The sequence below is a fragment of the Pseudarcicella hirudinis genome (assembly GCF_900115665.1).
Lineage (GTDB): Bacteria > Bacteroidota > Bacteroidia > Cytophagales > Spirosomataceae > Pseudarcicella > Pseudarcicella hirudinis.
In genome coordinates, this window is record NZ_FOXH01000001.1 from 426,486 (window position 1) to 446,051 (window position 19,566).

Here is a 19,566-nt window from a genome sequence, read left to right on the forward strand (position 1 = left end):
AATTTGCTGTGTCGTTAAAGTATGATTGGTTTTGGATTAATATTCTGTAAATCAGTTAATTAAATATTTAGTTGTTTTGTGTCGATTCGCATTAAATAGTTTAGATAAATGAATTCAATTCAGTTACAATTAATTTCGGCCGCTATCGGCGTCCATAATAATCAGGTTAAAAACACCATATCTCTTTTAGATGAAGGAGCTACAGTCCCTTTTATTGCCCGTTATCGTAAGGAAATGACAGGAAGTCTTGATGAAGTAAAGATTCTGGACATTAAAGAACTTTGGACAAAATTCAGGGAAGCTGATAAGAGGAGAGAGGCCATTATTAAAAGTATTGAAGAGCAGGGGAAAATGACAGTGGAGTTATTGGAAAAACTTAATAATGCTTATTATTTGCAGGAATTGGAGGATTTGTATCTTCCTTATAAGCAAAAACGCAAAACCCGGGCTTCAATTGCTATTGAAAAAGGACTGGAACCATTAGCTACCCTGATTTTTTCACAGAAAGAACCGAATATTCTTAAAAAAGCAGAGGCATTTCTTAATGAAAAAGTACAGAATGTTGAAGAAGCGCTTCAGGGAGCAAGCGATATTATCGCAGAATGGATCAATGAAAATGTTGATGCCAGAAATTCTATCAGGAAAGTATTTGAGCGTGAGGCTGTTGTGTCTTCAAAAGTAAAGAAAAACAAAGAAGAAGAAGGGGCAAAATATAAAGACTATTTTGATTTTTCTGAACCTTTGAAAAAAGTGCCGTCACATAGGCTGCTGGCTATAAGGAGGGGTGAAGAAGAGGGGATTTTATCAGTAAATATTGCTCCGGATGAGAATAACGCACTGGATGCGCTTGACAGAATTTTTGTCCGAGGGCTTCCTGAATCTAAACAACTGGTTGAAGATGCGATTACAGATTCCTATAAACGCCTGATGAAACCAAGCATTGAAACCGAATTTGCGAATCTTTCGAAAGAAAAAGCGGATGCAGAAGCGATCAGAATTTTTGCACAGAACCTCAGACAATTATTATTGGCTTCCCCGCTTGGGCAAAAAAGGGTTCTGGCAATAGATCCGGGTTACAGAACGGGCTGTAAAGTAGTTTGTCTTGACGCCCAGGGGAATTTGTTGAATGATACAGTAATTTATCCTTTCGATAAACCTTCGGAGGCTCAGGAAAAAATTCTTTTTCTGGCTGAGAAACATAAAATTGAGGCCATAAGTATCGGAAATGGTACGGCAGGAAGAGAAACGGAAACGTTTATCAAGTCATTGAAATTTAAGGAGCAACCAGTGATTTTTATGGTTTCTGAACAGGGTGCATCTATTTATTCAGCTTCAGAAGTAGCCAGAGAGGAATTCCCGGATAAGGATATTACTGTCCGCGGGGCTGTTTCTATCGGCAGGAGATTATTGGATCCCTTGGCTGAATTAGTTAAAATTGATCCGAAATCTATCGGAGTTGGTCAGTATCAGCATGATGTAGATCAGAATATGCTGAAAGGAACGCTGGATTCCGTCGTGGAAAGCTGTGTGAACCAGGTAGGGGTAAACCTCAATACAGCATCCAAACACCTGTTAAGTTATGTTTCAGGATTGGGAGCAAGCCTTGCCGCTAATATTGTGAAATACCGGAAAGAAAACGGTGATTTCAAGACCCGTATGCAATTGAAGAAGGTAGCCAGACTTGGAGATAAAGCTTTTGAACAATGCGCAGGATTTATGAGAATTTCAAATCCGGATAATCCTTTGGATAATTCAGCGGTTCACCCGGAAAGTTACCCGGTGGTAGAACAAATGGCTAAAGACCTGAAATGTTCAGTCAAAGATCTGATGACTTCAGCAGAGCTTCGTAAACAATTAAATCTGCAGAAATACGTTTCTCCAACTACCGGATTACTGACCTTGCAGGATATTTTAAAAGAATTGGAAAAGCCTTCTCTGGATCCTAGGGAATTAATAGCTGCCTTTGAGTTTGATCCTGATGTTAAGAAAGTGGATGATCTTAAAGAAGGTATGATTCTTCCGGGAATTGTAACCAATATTACTGCTTTCGGATGTTTTGTAGATATTGGTGTAAAGCAGGATGGATTGGTTCATATTTCTCAATTGGCAAATCATTTTGTTTCAGATCCGAATCAGGTAGTTAAATTGCAGCAGCATGTTAAAGTGAGAGTGGTTGAAGTGGATGTAAACAGAAAAAGAATTGCCTTGTCAATGAAAATCTAGCTTTTAAACTATTTCAGATGCTTTTCCGGCTAAAGTTATGCAGGAAGTTTTAGAGGAATGGCATCTGAAATTCAGCCAAAACCGTTTTGACCTTTGAAAAAATCAACTTCTGTTTCCCCGTCGGATTTTGCAGGACTTTCAGGCTTGAAACTGAGTGTAGTACTCATTTCAATGACGCTGTTTCTCGATTCCTGCAAGCTTTTTCGCAGGAATGAAAGCCGGTATGATGATAGAGGTGCCGAGGTTTATCGCAGACCTTCTTCCTCTTCAGGTTCACATACAAAACCAGAACCGAAAGTGAATACTACGGTTAAAAAGGCTTATACTTCCAGAACAATCAATGAAATTGTCGCCAATGCCAGAAATTATTTTGGCGTGCCTTACCGTAGCGGTGGGACAGATGCCAGTGGAATGGATTGCTCAGGATTGCTTTTTACGGTTTATCAGAACGTAGGGTTTCAGATTCCCAGAATTTCCTGGCAACAGGCGGAATTTGGATCTGAAGTTTCTATTGATGACCTGAAAATAGGTGATTGGCTCTTTTTTGTTACCGGAAAAGGAGACACCGGAACAATTAATCACGCAGGTCTTGTAACCGAAATTCATTCTGCTACAGAAGTACTCTTTATCCATTCTTCAACCAGTAAGGGCGTCAGAGAAGATAATCTTTATAACAAATACTGGATTAGCAATTTCGCAAAAGCCATCAGGCCTTTTTAAAGGAAATACTGATAAAAAATGATGATTTTGAAAAATTAATATCGGATAAGGTGTATTTTTTAATATCCGATATTAGATGTATCTTTGTGGTAATGTGGGATATAGACATAACATACAGAGACGAACTTAAGGCAACCTTTGAACGATTGTACGAAAAAAAGCAAATGCTTCAAACCAGCAGGCCTTTGCCGAATATTGCTTTGAATAAAATCAGAGAAAGTCTTTCTATTGAATGGACTTATAATTCCAACAGTATTGAAGGAAACACACTAAGTTTACGAGAGACACAAATGGTTATTCAGGAAGGTATTACCGTGAAAGGGAAATCCTTAAGAGAGCATTTTGAAACACATAACCACGACAAAGCCATTGATTATCTGTATTCTATTGTCAGTGAGGATTATCAATTAAGAAGTATTGATATTTTGTCATTGCATGGTTTAGTTTTACGATCAATCGAAGAAGATTTTGCAGGCCGGATCCGTAATGGGGGCGTTCGTATCTCAGGGGCAAATTTCACGCCGCCAAATGCCAGTAAGGTACCTGATTTGCTGGATGAATTAATTAACTTTATCAATATTAATCCTCTTCAACTGAATGATATAGAGTTGTCAGCTATATTTCATCATAAATTGGTTTGGATTCATCCGTTTTTTGACGGGAATGGCCGTACAGTAAGATTAGCCATGAATTTATTGTTAATGCGCTGTGGTTTTCCTCCTGCTATTATCTTAAAAAATGACAGAAGGAAATATTATGAAGCGCTTAATCAGGCCAATGGAGGGAACTATCAAAAGCTGATCTTGTTAATGTGTCAGTCATTAGAACGTACTTTAAACATTTACCTTAATGCTTTACCGGGGAATGATAAAGAATACATAGAAATTTCAGATTTAGTACAGGAGCCTGATATGCCTTACGGTCAGGAATACATTAGTCTATTGGCTAGAACCGGTAAAATTGATGCCTATAAGGAAGGCCGGAACTGGCTTACTACCAGGGAGGCTGTTGAAGATTACATCGCTGCAAGAAAGAGAAAACGCTAGCTTTAGTTAGCGTTTTTTGTTTTTAAAACTTTTGTGCATGACAAAAATTCGTACAAAATGATTTGTTTAAGATAATTTTAAGCAAAATTCATAGGGTTTCGTTAATTTTGCGGGAAATTAACATTTTTAATAACCGAATATTGAAAAACGCGGCGGTAAATACGCTGGTAACTCAACAAAAGAATGTCGAAGAAAGTATTAATCATTGGTGCAGGAGGGGTAGGAAATGTTGTTGTGAAAAAATGTGCCATGAATCCATCTGTATTTTCAGAAGTTTTATTGGCTAGCCGTACCAAGTCGAAATGTGATGCCATCGCCAAAGAATGTGAATCGATCGGTTTGCCAACTAAAGTTCAGACGGCTCAGGTTGATGCCGATAATGTAGCTGAACTGGCAAAATTAATCGAAAGCTTTAAACCTTTTATGGTAATCAACGTTGCGTTGCCTTATCAGGACCTTCCAATCATGGATGCTTGTTTACAAACAGGAGTTCATTATCTGGATACTGCCAACTACGAGCCAAAAGATGAAGCTAAATTTGAATATTCCTGGCAATGGGCTTATAAAGAGCGTTTTGAAAAAGCGGGTTTAATGGCATTGCTGGGTTGTGGTTTTGATCCGGGTGTTACAGGTGTTTATACAGCTTATGCCAACAAGCATTATTTTGATGAGATGCATTATCTTGATATCATCGATTGTAATGCAGGAGATCATGGAAAAGCTTTTGCTACTAATTTCAACCCTGAAATCAACATCAGAGAGATTACGCAGGACGGTAAATATTGGGAAAACGGAGAATGGGTGGTTATTCCTCCAATGTCAATCCATAAAGCAATTGATTATCCTAACATTGGACCAAAAGAATCATATTTGTTGTATCATGAAGAATTAGAATCTCTTACCAAGAATTTCCCTACCTTGAAAAGAGCTCGATTCTGGATGACTTTTGGCCAGCAATATATCACTCACCTGAATGTGCTTCAAAATGTGGGAATGACCAGCATTCAGCCAATCAGGTTCCAGGGAATTGATATTGTTCCATTGGAATTTCTGAAAGCAGTATTACCGGAACCGGGAACTCTGGGAGAAAATTACTCAGGAGAAACGTCGATCGGTTGCCAGATTAAAGGAATCAAAGATGGTGTTGAAAAAACATATTACGTTTGGAATAACTGTAAACATCAGGATTGCTGGAGAGAAGTTCAGGCGCAAGGGGTAAGTTATACAACAGGTGTTCCTGCGATGATTGGTGCAATGATGATGATCACAGGAGAATGGATGAAACCCGGTGTCTGGAATGTAGAAGAGTTTAACCCGGATCCTTTCATGGAAATGCTTAACATCCACGGACTACCTTGGAATGAGGAAGTTGACGGTGTTTTACCTCACGAATATTAGTATTCAGAATTAGGATTTCAAATCCTTGATTTGTTATCTGAGTTTTCCAGAAGCCCTCTTCCTTAAAGTTGAGGGCTTTTGTTTTTCGGATTAAGGATATAAAAGCTGTTTACCATCCTAAATAATATTCCTTGTTCAGCCAGTCTGGCCAGAGCAATCCGAAATAATCCTGCATAATATGCTCCGTCACGCAGAATGCGCCTTCTACCCATCCCTGCTGATCTGAATAGGCCTCTCCGCAAATGTAAATGTTATCATTCTGTGATGGTTTTCTCATAAACGGCATTACATTCCAGACATCATATTTTGCTTTCCAGGCATGATAACCTCCGCCGTAAGGATTTCCCGACCAATCTTTGTAAGCTGAAGTATAAGGCTCAGGAATTAATTCGGGATGGCCGTGCAATTCCCGGATCTGTTTCATTGCCTCATCAACCATTTCTTTTGGGGCCTGCTTATAGGGTGCTTTTTGCAGGGATTTTAGGGTGACAAGTTTTGTGGCCCTCGGTTGGAAAAGTTTATCCGACTGTAAGGCTTTCCAGAATTGTACCGTTCTCATGTCATTATAACTGGAGAGAAACAATGAATGCTTATTTTCCGGATCGGTTCCGAAATAATAACATTGACGCATTGGTAAATCTGTAACCGAGTGTCCGGAAGTTGCACCTAAAATTTGAGGATTTGTCCACCAGGGATATTCAAAACCCAGTAACAATTTAAAAGAAGGCTCCATAATGACAGATGGAATATTCTTTTTGAGAACAGGGTTGTTGAAAAAGAAATTGTTCTGATCGATAAGTTCCAAAGATTTACGAGGCATTGCCAGAAAGATGTGGTTGGCATAAATACTCATTGAAACCTTTGTCCTGGTATTTTCGATCGTCATTACGTATTTATACTGAGATCCGGCTGGCGTTCTTTCAAAAGATTTCAGTTTGGTTTCCTGATAAATCACACCCCCAAGTTTAGTGAATTCTTCGGCCAGGCAATAGGCGATCTGGTCATATCCTTCTTTAATTGTTTTATACTGAACACCTTGCTGTGCAAAATCTCCAACCATATAAGGAAAGGCTTCAGCGGCGTTCCAGTTGATGGTATTTGAATAATATCCTCCGGCATCTGAAAGAAACTGATAAGTTTCTTCATCGGTCTGGTCTTTGATCAGATTCCAGAATCCCATATCTTTTACCAGCATTCCGTTATATGGACCTTCAAAATTATATCTCAGAACCTTTTTGATATCATCCCATTCTCTGGCTGTATATTCAGAACCTGATTTGTCGTAACCACCGGCTTTTAAAACGTTATTGACGATCCAGTTAAAAACATAGTCAGAACTGTATCCGATAAATTGCTCTTTTACAAAATAACGTGTTTCAAAAGTAGGAGAGCCGCCGGTACTATCGCGCCAGCTATTGTTTAAAAACCTCTGTTTTCTTAAGTAATTCAACAAATTGGCCGGATCGCCCATCGGAAATTCCACCGGGGTGATTTTTCCTTTAAAAATATCTTCAATAAGTGCTGTGACAATCTCCTGAGAGGTCATATAACGCATTCCACCCAGTTCGCCCATTACATTCATGCTATCCAATTCAATCGACTCAAGTCTTCCCCCGATTCTATTACTCATTTCAAAGACGGAGATGCTTTGAGGGGCTTGTTTTCCCTCCTGATAATCACCGGTAAGAAAACGGTAACCTGCATATAATCCTGATACGCCTGCACCAATTATGGCAACATCTGTGCTAAAGGGCAGTAATTGTTGTGATTTGGCTTTTTTAATTCTCATGGTTTTGGGAAAGTTTAGGAAACAGCAATCAGATGTCATCCATTTACAGTGAATGCGAATGGTCTGGCACTATGAATGTGAATGAATTATTCTGTTATAAAATAGATTTAAAATATTTATAACCCAGCTGAAATGGTTCAATGTCATAGGGCGTTGTTCCGTCCAGTGTCAGCTGAGATAAAATCTCACCGAGCAAAGGGATAAACTTTGCCGCCCAGCCTGTTGCATAGATTACAATGTCTTTATTATTCGGAACGAAATCCGGAGCAAAGTCAAGCAGTAACTCTTTGTTTTTCAGATTACTCAGGGCAATAAGACAGGTTGAAGTATAGTAAGGGGTCGGGTCTAGTCCGGTCATGTGATCTTTAACCCATTGAGCGGTATAAGCCAGTTCCTGAGGGTTTGGAATAGAGGTGCGCTGATCAGGACTTGTAAGTGGTTTAATAACAAAATCAGGTGCCACACGGATGTAACCAGGGTAGTCCCAGGTAACTTCCGGGAATCCGTAAAACTGATTTCCGTTTTCTCCGACAGCTTCCTGAAATACAAACCAGGTAGGGTATTGAATATCAGGTTTTGTTTTTTTGAAGTAGGCCGAAGCCATTTCCCAATAGGTAACGCTTACCTTAAAATTAAGAAGATTAAGAACGTTATTGATATACGGACCGGGTGTAATTACCAGTTTCTTAGCCAAATGTGTTCCTTCCGGCGTTGTTACGTGAAAAATACCATCTATTTGATTAATCTGATAAACGGGAGAAAACTCTTTTAAGGTTACACTGGGAGACTTAAGATTTAAGTCATGAAGTGTTTCCAGCGTGGCAACCAGATCAATGCTGGCTCCGTCGGCCTGAAACAAACCTGTATAATTTGAAGGAAGATTTCTGAAATGATATTGATCCTCAACCTCTTTCGAAGTCAGGGTAGTGTATTTTACGCCAGCCGCATCCATAGCTTTCTCTGCGGCTGCGATATTCCCTTCGGTTGAATGTACATTCGGGTCTCCGAACCATAAAGTCCCGACTTTATCCATCAGAGTTTTGGGAGTATGGGTTTGTAATTCATCCCAGTAAGGTTGAGCTTCTAGCGCCATATTTACCATGTATTCATCAGGATATGGAATACGGTATTGTCTGGAAAATCCTGCGGAACTTCCTTGCTGATTGAGAAACTTAAAACGTTCGAGAACTAAAACGGAAGCTTTTCGCTTGCCAAGCTGATAAGAAGTTGCTAAGCCCATCGGGCCGCCGCCAATGACGATTACGTCGTAGTGCGTTTTCATAGTTTTGTTAAGTCTGGTGTGTTAGTGATCAAGTATAAATTTTAAAAACGGGTCTAGAAGTTGTGATAAATGTAGAAAACATTATTTTAATTTACAAAAATAATACGTCGATTATTTTTTATTGAAACTATATTTTCTTCGGGCGTTGGTTTATTTCTGCTTTAACCAGAGTTTTATTCTTCAGTATAAAGAAAAATCCCGGAAAGTTGCCTTCCCGGGATTTGTTATAAAGATCTGTAAATTCATCTAGATTTCATCTTCGTCAAAATGCCTGTTCGGAGATTCGTCTGTATTTCCGATGTTATTAATCGCCGAAACAAGTTCATCATCTTCAAGTCCTGCAATATCTCTGAAGGCAGCATGCAAAGCGCAATACATCAAAGGCATGGTTACTAAGAGGCCAATAAAACAAAAGATTGTTCCCAAAAACTGAAACAGTAGAAGGCAGGTCCCGAAAACGAAGAAATAAAGCCACTTTTTTGCAATCAGTTTTCGGCTTAATTCCATTGCCGGCCAGGCCTCCATTTTGTGAAAAATAATGAATTGTGTTACAAAAAGATAGCTGACAGTCATATACACAACCCCAATAAGGAAAATCGTTATGCTAATCATGGCAGCAGTTGTAGAAAAAATATCTTCGTTGGCTAATACTTTCTTTACATCCAGAAAAGCGCTGACTCCGAAGAGAAAAAACAGAGGAGAAAGGAGTATCATTATGAAAACTGAATTAAAAACAGTGGAGATCAGTAATTCTTTCCAATGATCAAACCCTCTGAAAAAATCTGATAATTCGGTGTATTTGCCATCAAACCCTTTCTGGGCGGCTATGTAATATCCGGCTGCAATACAAGGTGAAACAAGCAGGCTTTGAACCAAAGGACCAACAATCGGAATAATCTGAAGCATAAGGGTGATCATAAAATTTATCACCGTATAAAAAACAAAAAGCCCCATGTTATTCTTTAAAACCAGCCATCCGTAATCGATATAATTTTTAATATGAACCTGATAATTATTGATTAAACTATCTTCTAATCTGGTTGTCATTCTTTCCCTGGTTAGGTATGTTTCGTTAAATTTAATATTTAGTGAAACTAAATTGATTAATTTTGCCTTCAATTTAAAGTAAAAACCGATTTTCTGCAAAGTATATTTAGACTGTTTTCTGGTGAAAAATATGTAATGTATTGATTTGCAGGGTTTTATTTTATGAACTTTCAGAAACAAAAATCCGGCAGTTCGCTGCCATTCAATTTAATAGTAAAATGATAGATTTTTCGAAGATTCCTTCGCCTTGTTATGTTATTGAAGACAGACTTTTACGTAAGAATTTAGAATTGCTGAAAAAAGTCAAAGATGAAGCGGGTATAGAAATTATTTGTGCTTTAAAAGGCTTTTCAATGTATTCTACTTTTCCATTGGTAAGAGAATACCTTTCAGGAGCTACTTCCAGCTCTTTGAATGAAGCAAGACTTTGCTTTGAAGAAATGGAGACAAAAGCGCATGTATATGCTCCGGCATATCTTGAGCGGGAATATGAGGAATTGATGAGTTATTCGAGTCATATTACTTTTAATTCTCTTAATCAATTTAACCAGTTTGGTGCAAGAGCTATTGCCAATGGTATCAGCTGCGGATTGAGAATTAACCCACAATATTCTGAGGTAGAAACGGATATGTACAATCCTTGTATCGCCGGATCACGTTTGGGAATAACCAGAAATCAGCTGGGAGACACTCTGCCCGAAGGAATTGAGGGTTTACACTCGCATACATTATGTGAGAATGACTCATATACGCTTGAGCGTACACTTAATGCGATTGAAGAACGTTTTAGTGGTTTGTTAAAACAGGCTAAATGGTTAAATCTGGGAGGGGGACACCTGATTACCAGAGCAGATTATAATCCGGAGCATTTAATCGCTTTGCTGAAGAATTTTAAAACTAAATACCCGAATTTAAAGGTAATTCTTGAGCCCGGTTCGGCAGTAGGCTGGAGAACGGGTTATCTGACTTCCACTGTACTTGATATTATTGATTCTCAGGGAATTGATGTGGCAATCCTGGATGTTTCTTTCGCAGCACATATGCCGGATACTCTTGAAATGCCTTATAAACCTAAAATTCTCGGGGCACATCAGGAACCGGTTACCGGAAAACCTACTTATCGTTTTGGCGGGATGACATGTCTTGCGGGCGACTTCTACGGTGATTATTCCTTTGATGAACCCTTAAAAATAGGAGATAGTATCGTTTTTGATGATATGATTCACTATACCATGGTTAAAACTACCACTTTCAATGGTGTTCCTTTACCTTCCATAGGAATCTGGAGAGAAAATGAAAGCTTTGAACTGGTGAAGACTTTTGGTTACGAAACATTCAAAGATCGTTTGTAATATTTATACATTCTTTCAGATTAAAAACCTTCCGAAAACACATCGGAAGGTTTTTTTATATACAGAAGAATCATAAAAAGAAAATTCCGGCAATAAATTGGATTTTAAGTTCGAACTATTTAAGGGCGCCTGAAGATTATTTTGCTTCTGATTATCAGATATATTATAGCATTAGCTTAAAAATGACATCATAAATTGTGCGATTATAATGCATTTTGTGCGAATGGTAATTTTTGTTTTCTGGAAAAAAGCCCTAATTTTCAAAATGGAATTGTAATTAATGTTTGTTTATCAGAATTTTTTCAGGAGCCTTCGATAGTAGAAGTATTCAGAAAAACATACATTTTTCAATTCTTTAAACGATCTGTAACCCATAACTAATTAATTCATCCGCCAATGAAAATTAGATTTTTCATCCCAGCCATTTTTCTGATGGCCTTTGTTTTTATGCAATGCCGGAAAGAAACCACTTTGCAGGAAGAAATTGTACCCAGAAGTACTGACCGTATTGAATCCGTCGATTTGTACAGAGGGATATATCTTGACAGCCTAAAGTATATTGTAGGTGATGTTTCCAGAGAAAATGTTATGCTTCAATGGTGCCAGTCTAATAATTTCACCACAATAACCTGTTATGATCTTTATACGCTCTTAGCTTATTCATCAGGATATTCTAAAGTTGCAGCTTTTATAAAAAAAGCCAGGACAACGTATGGCATTACCACAATTACGGCCTGCATGGCTTCATCTTCTGCTTTTTCCGGTTTGGTCGGAAATTATAATGCCAGCAGAACAGATCCTTTAGAAAAATTCAATTATTCAAATCTGGAATTAGAATGGTGGAATAATGCTTCTACGTACAAGAATTATCTGAAGCAATTAAAAGGCATTAAAAGCTGGGGAGATAGCCAGAATCCCAGAATTCCTACGGAAGAATATATAGGATGGTTTAAAAATCCCAAAGGCCAGGATTCTACTCAGGCCGCCGGATTGGTGGAAAACTCTGACCGGATTCTGGTGCATGATTATCAGGCAAATCCTTCATTTGCGTATATGAAAGACAGGATTTCATGGATCGGGAAAGCGGCAAAAGCACAGGGTAAAGTTATGCCTGTTGTGGTTATTTTCAGTGCCGAACCTGATTATTCGTTTAACTATTTTATGGTTAATTCTTTTGAACAGACTTATAACCTGATTGCAGCTCAATTTGAGGCTTCCTCATTTTCCGGCAAAGAGAATGTTCAGTTGGTGGGGTATCAGGTATTCTGTCAGTCGGATGCCAGACAATGCAGACCTTCTCCGGGCAATAATGCCATTTTACAATAAGAATGGATAAAACATAAAACTGTCTGATTTTCGTGAACGCGCTGGCGAACTGAAAATCAGACAGTTTTATGTTTTAGAGGTTTGCCACTGCACTGAAAAAAGAATTGGCAGCCTGTGAATCGGCAAAAAAATGTTTTCCTTCTGCAATTTTACGATTCCTGAAAGTCCAGAGTACACATACCTGATAATCCAGATTGTTTCCGTCAGATCGGTTTGTAACGATATGCTGGCATTCTACTAGATAATTTTCATTTGTACCTGTCACAAGTTTTTCTGATCTGATATCGGAATTACTCATGATTTTGCCCATTTTGTCGAAGAATCCGACAACCTCCCTGATGCCTGTACTTATGCCTGAGAGTGGGTGGTCTCCGATAAAGAACCATTTGACATCTTCAGTCATAACTTCGGAAATACCTTGAAAATCCCGTTCAGCGTACAAGGCAAAGAAACGGTCAATAATGTCTTGATTTGGATTTGTTATCATACCTGTATCTTGTTGTTATAAGGTAAATAATCTCATATAAGACTTTACTTTTTCTTCATTCTGGCAAGTTTTGATCTGTAATAGTTAAATAAAAAATCATACATAACCAGTTCATGAAGTCTTTGGTTGTCAGAGATAATTCTGTTAACACACATGTGAATGGTATCTCTGAGATAGAGGCTTAATTGCTGTGTTGTTTTCAGGATAAGGATTTGTTCGACAATTGGTCTTATTTTTTCTGATTTCAGGTAAATATATTCAAAAAGTGGTTCATATTCAGAAGGATTATTGCTGTCATTGTCAAGTATTTTAGTAATTAAAGACCTGTTTTCTCTGAATTTTTGATCCAATTGTACCCTAAGACTCTTATTCATTTTAAATTCCTGTCCGAAACTGTCTTTCATATTTTCCAGCAGATTGTATTTTTGAACAAGCTCAAGCCTGAATGCATCGAGATAGTGATCAATGGCTTTCAATCCCCATTGCCATCTGATCTGGTCTCTTTCATCTCCCCAGGTTTGGCTAAGCATGCCAAGTACTGCATTGCTGTCTTCAAAAAACAGCTGCTCAGTGAGTTCTATCGTATTTGCGCCATAACGTTCCAGTTCTCGCTGATAGGTTGCTGTAAAAGTCTTGTGTATTATTCCGATTTCCTCAAAAGGCCTGATGAATTGATTGATCAGTAAAATTACTTTGGTCAGGTTTTCGGGATGAGGAATATGAAACCGCACCCGGAGATGTTTCTCCGGATCTGCGTAACGAATAAAAAACCATTTGTCAATCAGTTGATTTTGAATAAGCTCCGTTACCAAAGGACCAAAGGCTTCAGTCAGGATTTTATCAGAAGATTTAATCCCGCAATAGAATTTGTAATAAAGCCATTCAGAGCCTAATGAAAAATCCCGCTGTCTGGCGGTTAAATCAGGCTCAGGAGGTCTTTGCTCAAATTTCTCATAAGTTGCCTCATCTCTCAAGAGGATAGCCGCAAACTGATTGGTATAACCCTGATTTGAAAGATCTTTGACACAGAGGTTTTCAGCGTTAAAAACAAATTCCTTCAACGGGATTGTAGCTTTGTTTTTGACAGAATCAAACCAAGTTTGTAAACTAAGCAGATTTTCAGAATCAATTAGCAGCTCATTGTCACCTTCAGACAACAGGAAGTACCTTGGAATAGACCATTTTCCGGCAAAAATTGAGAATTCTTCCAGAAGTTTTTCGCTATCAGCCTGAATAATATGTTCAATATCAGCTTTTTCGAAATTCCAGCCTGCCGGTTCCAGAATGACACTTTTATAGGTTAATCTTGGTGTAAATTTAGATTCAGGAAGAATAGACTTCCAGCGAATTCCTAATGATGAGGCCAGATTCTGTGTCTGGAGATCTGCCAGAAAATGATAAACCGGAAGAGCATTATAACTGAAATTATGGGCATTACTAAGCCTAGGGATAATCTCCTTCCCGGTTTTAGCAGATTTTAAGGTAATTTTATTGCTTAAAATATCTACGCTGACTTCCAGATTTTCCAGATTCAGCTGCTGATCGGTCGGGAGGGAAGATTTAGCCAGATACGGAATCTCAAAATTTCTAAAAACCGGGTGCAGCAGGATATTTCCTACACGACTTTCCGGAAGATGGACAATTTCAGCAAAATCGACAGCGGGATTTCTCTTTTGTTCCTCTTCAGTAATTTCACAGATAAGTTCTGCAATCTGCTGATCTGCATGTGCGAAACGACCTAATAGATTTGCTGCACTGGAACCGCCTGCATTTTCAATGAGTACCTGAAACTTTTCATCTCCGGTGAGGCGAAACATTACCGGAAAGGATGGAGGCATTTTTTGACCGACAGCCTGTAAATCACTTAAATCCTCTTCCTTAATTTCCACAATAAAATCATTGTTTTTAATGGCGTTTTTCCATTTATCAATCAGAAATTTATGGTTTTTACTGACAGAAATATTACCTGATTCTTTGGCATTTTGCGGTAAAGCGATGCCTTCTGTAATTGGCGTATTGATAGTTTTACCCGAATTTCCGTAACCGATACCCATTTCTGTATCCAGCACCTCAAGCAGGGGCATAGAACGCCCTTCATACCGATCGAAGAATTTCGATCTGAATTCTGCTAAACTATTATTATCACCGGTTAAACTAAGCAAACTGAGTACATACAGTGCATCTTCCAGATCTTTTTGATGTTTTTGATCTACTTTATGAGTGGTGAGATGTTTGACAAGGTCTGTTTGAAAGAGCTTTCCATCTTCGAATGGAACATTTAATTGTTCAATAATTCTGGTAATTTCGCCGTAAAGTTCAGCTTCATTTGAGCCTTGATGATCTATTTTTTCAAGTCTTTTTTCAATTTCTTCCAAAACGGAAACAATTCCGTCGAATTCGTGTGAATGATTAATCTTTTGGATGACTTTTAAAATCTGCTGGGTAAATTCCTCTCCGGTAATTGAAGGCTCAAGCTCGTTTACCAGCAGTTGTACATTGATCAGTTCATCTATAAAACTTGCTGCTTCATCTTCTGAAATGTCATCATCCATCAGATTCATGATCATAGTATCAGGAAGGCTGCCATTTTTACAGAGTTCCAGTACTTTTTCAATATATTCTGAGCTGGTGATGGCACTAATCTGATGTGTCCGCTGACCATTGATATATTTGTACTCAACATAGCGTATTTCATCGGCAATTCTGTAAATACTTGAATTGGGGAAATAGACTAGCTTTTGTTTGATTTGAGGAATTTCTGCCAGTTTTTGGGCTAAAGCACAGGAATAATGCATATCAAGTCTGGTATTTCTTGAAGATTGTTCCGGGTCTAAAACTAAATCGGTTTCTTCTGCCCATTCAGCCACTGCACAGCCGGCAAACAATCCGAAAGGCGTGCAGCGGGTGCTCATTCTGAGGTAGTATTTACTTAATGAAAAAGTCAGTTTCTGTATTTTTCTGGGATCAGACGATTTCCCTTCTTTCCAGTTAAGAGCTTCCTCATGCAAAACGGGAGAAGCCAGATAAAGCGCTTCCATGAAATGCCTGTCATTTAGCTTGCTTTTTATAAAATCAACAGTAATCTTCTCATTAAATGGTAAGGAGGGGGTTCGGAGTATAAGTTTTGAATGAAAGTGATAGGGTTGAAACATGTGGTTTGGAGAATTATTAAATGATATATTTTATAATGGAATTTAATCGGAATACTAAAATTCAGTATTCCATCTTCAAAAGTCAAATCTAATTTTTAGATTCTTTGGTACAATCTGAAAATTTTGTAAATATCTGTGAAAGAAATATAAAAAGCTTATTGTTTTAAATTTTGTAACTTTGTGTTTATAAGGAGAAATGATTTTGATTTTTCAGGCGTTTACTGCTAATAATTAGTGTATGAAGATTTTTTTGATTCGCATATTTTGCCTTTTCATGAGCCTCCAGGTGCTTTTTGCAAGTACCGGATTCGCCATGACTGAGCATTTTTGCAGAATCAGCAGAATAAAGACCTATTTTGTACATAAAGATGAAGGTTGTTGTTCTAAGAAATCCGAGAAGCTTTTATTGAAAGCGAAACAGATTGTCAGGAAAGACAAATGCTGTGATCTGCAAACAATCTTTAGTAAAATCAATACAGAATCAAACAGTAATTACAATTTTGATTTAAAAGCTCCTCAATTAAACTGGGCATTACTGAATACGCAGATTCCGGTATTTTCAGAACAGATGTCGGGATTTGTATCTTTTCAGGTTCCGCATTATTACAGCCCGGCACCTCCGCCTTCCGGAAGGCAGCTGCTTATTCTTAATCAATCCTTTCTTATTTGATCTTGTTGGTGTTTTTTCTGCAATGCAGAAGACTGTCTGACGTTTTATTACAGTAATTCAAAATACTGTGTCAGTCCGGATTCGAATTTGCCTCCGATTCTCCTGTCGGAAATTAAACATTCTATTCCTTTTTTCACCAACAATCATTAATCGTGAAGACACAAATAATATCTTTCCTCATGCGGGCGCAGTTTGTCATGTTCTCATTACTTTTTATCAGTTATTCAAATGTTTATGCACAAAACTTTACAAAAGGTGCCGTGTATGAAAAGAAAGCTGATGGTAAAAATGAACCATTAATAGGCGCAACGCTTCGCTGGCAAAATGCCAAAGACGGAGGAACCTCTACTGATACAGAAGGAAAATTCACCCTCAAAAAACAAGCCGGAAATCATGAACTTATTGTTTCGTTTGTAGGATATAAAACAGACACAATTATGGTTCATTCCTCAGATTTTCAGGAGATTTTCCTTCAGCCTGACAACTCTTCTTTACAGGAGGTTACTGTGAGAAGTTCTGCTACGAGTATTGACCGACTGAACCCGATTCACACAGAGATTATCACCACCAAAGCACTTGCCAAAGCGGCCTGTTGCAACCTTTCCGAGAGTTTTGAAACAAATGCTTCTGTTTCTGTAAGCTATTCAGATGCTGTAACCGGTGCGAAACAGATTCAGATGCTTGGACTTTCCGGTAATTATGTTCAGATTAATACTGAAAATATTCCAAATATCAGAGGGTTAAATTCTACGTTTGGACTCAATTATATTCCCGGAACCTGGGTTAGCTCAATTGATGTAGGAAAGGGAGCAGGTTCCGTGGTAAATGGCTATGAATCTATGATCGGAGTATTGAATGTAGAACTGGCAAAACCTGATGTTTCTGATAAATTATACCTCAATACTTATCTCAATAGCCAGGGAAGGGGAGAAATAAACCTGAATCTGGCGAATACGCTTAATAAAAAATGGTCAGTTGGCTTATTAACTCATGCAAGTACACTTCAGACCAAACTTGATAAGAATAATGACGGATTTCTTGATTTACCGCTCTATACCCAATACAATGTGTTAAATCGCTGGAAATATCAGGGAGACCGCCTGATGGCTCAATTCGGTGTAAAGGCTTTGTACGAAGATCGTCTGGGTGGTCAGGTAGACTTTAATCCTGATACCGATAGAAATAAAGGCGTTCATTACGGGTTTGGAAGTGTAACCAGGAGATATGAGTTTTTCAGTAAAACGGCTCAGTTATTTCCTGAAAAGCCTTACAAAGGCTTAGGTTTAATTATCAATGCATTGGTTCATGATAATACTTCATATTTCGGGTTTAAAAATTATAACGGAAAAGAACAAAGTTTTTATGCCAATCTGATTTACCAGAATATCATAGATAACACGAATCATCAGTATAAGGCAGGTCTGAGCTATTTATTGGATGACTATAATGAAAAGTATATAGATTCTACTTTTAAAAGAACAGAATCTGTACCGGGCGTTTTTGGTGAATATACTTTTACTGTTCCTGAAAAATTCACCCTCGTACTCGGCAGCAGGGTTGATTTTCATAACCTTTATGGTACAAGGTTTACACCGAGAGCTCATGTGAAATATGATTTGAGTAACGACTGGCATCTGAGAGCAAGTGCAGGTAAAGGCTGGAGAATGCCTAATGCGATTGCTGAGAATTTTGGTATGCTGATTAATTCAAGACAATTATCTGTTCCGGAAGCAATCCGCCCGGAAGAATCCTGGAATTATGGTATAAGCCTTACCAACGATTTTATGATTTTTGGTAAAAAAGGAACGTTTTTACTCGATTATTACCGGACAGACTTCCAGAATCAATTGATTGTGGATATGGAAAATGCCGATTATGTCAGATTTTATAACCTTAAAGGACGATCATATTCTAATAGCTTTCAGGCGGAAGTGAATTACAGCCCTCTGGATCGAATGGATGTAAAACTGGCTTATCGTCTTTTTGATGTGGAAAATGATGTCAGAACTTCAAACGGGGAACTTACTCTTTTACCGAAACAGTTTGTTAATAAGGACAGGATACTATTTAATATCGGTTACGCAACCAAATGGGATAAGTGGAAATTTGATTTTACCTGGCAATGGAATGGAAAGAGAAGAGTTCCGAATACTGAAGCAGGTCATATTCATACCATTAATTCTGAAACAGTTTTTGCGCCTGCTTTTTCAAACATCAATGCACAGATTACCCGCGGATTTAAAAAATGGGATTTATATGTAGGAGGGGAGAACCTGAATAATTTTACCCAGCCAAACCCGATTCTTGGAGCTAATGATCCTTTTGGTAAAACTTTTGATGCTTCTATGGTTTATGGTCCGGTTATTGGAAGAATGATTTACCTGGGAATGCGTTTCAAAATACCTAACCGTGTTTAAGAACGTTGATAATATTATTTGCAGGTGTTTTAATTAAAGAAATATGGATTTTTACATAAAAAATATGGTTTGCGATCGTTGTAAAATGGTAGTACGCCAGACCTTTGAAGACCTTGGTCTCTCTCCCGACTCTGTTGAGTTGGGGGAGGTTAAACTTTCTCTGGAGCCTGAACCGGCACAGGTTAATAAAATTGCTGAAAAATTGCAGTCTTACGGTTTTGAGCTTTTAGATGATAAGAAGAATCAGATTGTAGAAAAAATAAAAAATGCAGTCAGAGAATTGGTTCATCAGCATCCTGACAGCCTTAAAAAGATCACTTCTTCCGTATTTATTGCTGAAAAGGTGGGAAAAGATTACAAATACCTGAGCGGACTTTTTTCGGAATCCGAAGGAACAACAATCGAACAGTTCTTAATTGAACAGAAAATAGAGCGGGTCAAAGAATTGCTGGCCTATGATGAATTGAACCTGAGCCAGATTGCCGATCAGCTATATTACAGTAGTGTACAGCATCTTTCTACACAGTTTAAAAAAGTGACAGGACTCACTCCAAGTAGCTTTAAAGAAAACCGTGATAAAAAAAGAAAAACGATTGACTCCATCTGATAAAGATTTTCAGGTTTTTATCAGAAATTTTCATACTTTCAACTATTAAT

General features: G+C 38.1%; 14 protein-coding genes. 9 read left to right on the top strand and 5 right to left on the bottom strand.

Translation table 11 applies throughout. The annotated features are described in order from the left end of the window. The first annotated feature begins 108 nt into the window (after positions 1 to 108). The 4 genes from BM179_RS01500 to BM179_RS01515 all read left to right on the top strand — a co-directional run bounded on the left by BM179_RS01500 (position 109) and on the right by BM179_RS01515 (position 5,387). Positions 109 to 2,223, top strand: a complete 2,115-nt coding sequence (locus BM179_RS01500; RefSeq protein ID WP_177219272.1) for a Tex family protein — start codon at positions 109 to 111, stop codon at positions 2,221 to 2,223. Between the two features lie 93 nt (positions 2,224 to 2,316). Next, positions 2,317 to 2,943 carry a C40 family peptidase gene (locus BM179_RS01505; RefSeq protein ID WP_229632876.1) on the top strand — a complete coding sequence of 209 codons (627 nt, stop codon included), beginning with the start codon at positions 2,317 to 2,319 and terminating at the stop codon, positions 2,941 to 2,943. Between the two features lie 92 nt (positions 2,944 to 3,035). Further along, a complete protein-coding gene (locus BM179_RS01510; RefSeq protein WP_092011059.1) occupies positions 3,036 to 3,989 on the top strand; it encodes a Fic family protein in 954 nt (317 codons plus the stop codon). A 183-nt stretch (positions 3,990 to 4,172) separates the two neighbouring features. Next, positions 4,173 to 5,387 (top strand): saccharopine dehydrogenase family protein, encoded by a 1,215-nt coding sequence (locus tag BM179_RS01515; protein ID WP_092011061.1) that lies wholly within the window; start codon positions 4,173 to 4,175, stop codon positions 5,385 to 5,387. Positions 5,388 to 5,496: 109 nt separating this feature from the next. Here BM179_RS01515 and BM179_RS01520 read toward each other — a convergent pair whose 3' ends face one another. The 3 genes from BM179_RS01520 to BM179_RS01530 form a co-directional block, all read right to left on the bottom strand. Continuing rightward, positions 5,497 to 7,176 carry a flavin monoamine oxidase family protein gene (locus BM179_RS01520; protein WP_092011063.1) on the bottom strand — a complete coding sequence of 560 codons (1,680 nt, stop codon included), beginning with the start codon at positions 7,174 to 7,176 and terminating at the stop codon, positions 5,497 to 5,499. 94 nt (positions 7,177 to 7,270) lie between these two features. Next, complete coding sequence (locus BM179_RS01525) at positions 7,271 to 8,458, bottom strand: FAD-dependent oxidoreductase (RefSeq protein WP_092011065.1); 1,188 nt, start codon at positions 8,456 to 8,458, stop codon at positions 7,271 to 7,273. Positions 8,459 to 8,704: 246 nt separating this feature from the next. Continuing rightward, positions 8,705 to 9,505, bottom strand: a complete 801-nt coding sequence (locus BM179_RS01530; protein ID WP_143095117.1) for a hypothetical protein — start codon at positions 9,503 to 9,505, stop codon at positions 8,705 to 8,707. A 218-nt stretch (positions 9,506 to 9,723) separates the two neighbouring features. Between BM179_RS01530 and nspC the strand changes: the two genes are divergently transcribed. Together nspC and BM179_RS01540 are read left to right on the top strand one after the other, a co-directional pair. Further along, positions 9,724 to 10,857 (top strand): carboxynorspermidine decarboxylase, encoded by a 1,134-nt coding sequence (gene nspC, locus BM179_RS01535; RefSeq protein WP_092011992.1) that lies wholly within the window; start codon positions 9,724 to 9,726, stop codon positions 10,855 to 10,857. Between the two features lie 396 nt (positions 10,858 to 11,253). Then, complete coding sequence (locus BM179_RS01540) at positions 11,254 to 12,183, top strand: hypothetical protein (protein ID WP_092011069.1); 930 nt, start codon at positions 11,254 to 11,256, stop codon at positions 12,181 to 12,183. A gap of 73 nt (positions 12,184 to 12,256) precedes the next feature. Here BM179_RS01540 and BM179_RS01545 read toward each other — a convergent pair whose 3' ends face one another. Then, entirely contained in the window at positions 12,257 to 12,670 is a 414-nt protein-coding gene (locus tag BM179_RS01545) for a nuclear transport factor 2 family protein (protein WP_092011071.1), read from the bottom strand. A 44-nt stretch (positions 12,671 to 12,714) separates the two neighbouring features. Then, positions 12,715 to 15,708, bottom strand: coding sequence for a lantibiotic dehydratase (locus tag BM179_RS01550; protein WP_177219273.1), 2,994 nt, complete (start codon positions 15,706 to 15,708; stop codon positions 12,715 to 12,717). 352 nt (positions 15,709 to 16,060) lie between these two features. Between BM179_RS01550 and BM179_RS01555 the strand changes: the two genes are divergently transcribed. From BM179_RS01555 to BM179_RS01565, 3 genes are all read left to right on the top strand, one after another. Then, positions 16,061 to 16,492 (top strand): HYC_CC_PP family protein, encoded by a 432-nt coding sequence (locus BM179_RS01555; protein ID WP_417715083.1) that lies wholly within the window; start codon positions 16,061 to 16,063, stop codon positions 16,490 to 16,492. 152 nt (positions 16,493 to 16,644) lie between these two features. Further along, positions 16,645 to 18,909 carry a TonB-dependent receptor gene (locus BM179_RS01560; protein WP_229632877.1) on the top strand — a complete coding sequence of 755 codons (2,265 nt, stop codon included), beginning with the start codon at positions 16,645 to 16,647 and terminating at the stop codon, positions 18,907 to 18,909. Between the two features lie 43 nt (positions 18,910 to 18,952). Continuing rightward, positions 18,953 to 19,516 (top strand): helix-turn-helix domain-containing protein, encoded by a 564-nt coding sequence (locus BM179_RS01565; RefSeq protein WP_092011079.1) that lies wholly within the window; start codon positions 18,953 to 18,955, stop codon positions 19,514 to 19,516. Positions 19,517 to 19,566: the final 50 nt, after the last annotated feature.

Coding starts and splice junctions, on each gene's coding strand:
- BM179_RS01500 (WP_177219272.1), top strand. CDS start 109: ATGAATTCAATTCAGTTACAATTAATTTCGGCCGCTATCGGCGTCCAT.
- BM179_RS01510 (WP_092011059.1), top strand. CDS start 3,036: ATGTGGGATATAGACATAACATACAGAGACGAACTTAAGGCAACCTTT.
- BM179_RS01515 (WP_092011061.1), top strand. CDS start 4,173: ATGTCGAAGAAAGTATTAATCATTGGTGCAGGAGGGGTAGGAAATGTT.
- BM179_RS01520 (WP_092011063.1), bottom strand. CDS start 7,176: ATGAGAATTAAAAAAGCCAAATCACAACAATTACTGCCCTTTAGCACA.
- BM179_RS01525 (WP_092011065.1), bottom strand. CDS start 8,458: ATGAAAACGCACTACGACGTAATCGTCATTGGCGGCGGCCCGATGGGC.
- BM179_RS01530 (WP_143095117.1), bottom strand. CDS start 9,505: ATGACAACCAGATTAGAAGATAGTTTAATCAATAATTATCAGGTTCAT.
- nspC (WP_092011992.1), top strand. CDS start 9,724: ATGATAGATTTTTCGAAGATTCCTTCGCCTTGTTATGTTATTGAAGAC.
- BM179_RS01540 (WP_092011069.1), top strand. CDS start 11,254: ATGAAAATTAGATTTTTCATCCCAGCCATTTTTCTGATGGCCTTTGTT.
- BM179_RS01545 (WP_092011071.1), bottom strand. CDS start 12,670: ATGATAACAAATCCAAATCAAGACATTATTGACCGTTTCTTTGCCTTG.
- BM179_RS01550 (WP_177219273.1), bottom strand. CDS start 15,708: ATGGAAGCGCTTTATCTGGCTTCTCCCGTTTTGCATGAGGAAGCTCTT.
- BM179_RS01555 (WP_417715083.1), top strand. CDS start 16,061: ATGAAGATTTTTTTGATTCGCATATTTTGCCTTTTCATGAGCCTCCAG.
- BM179_RS01565 (WP_092011079.1), top strand. CDS start 18,953: ATGGATTTTTACATAAAAAATATGGTTTGCGATCGTTGTAAAATGGTA.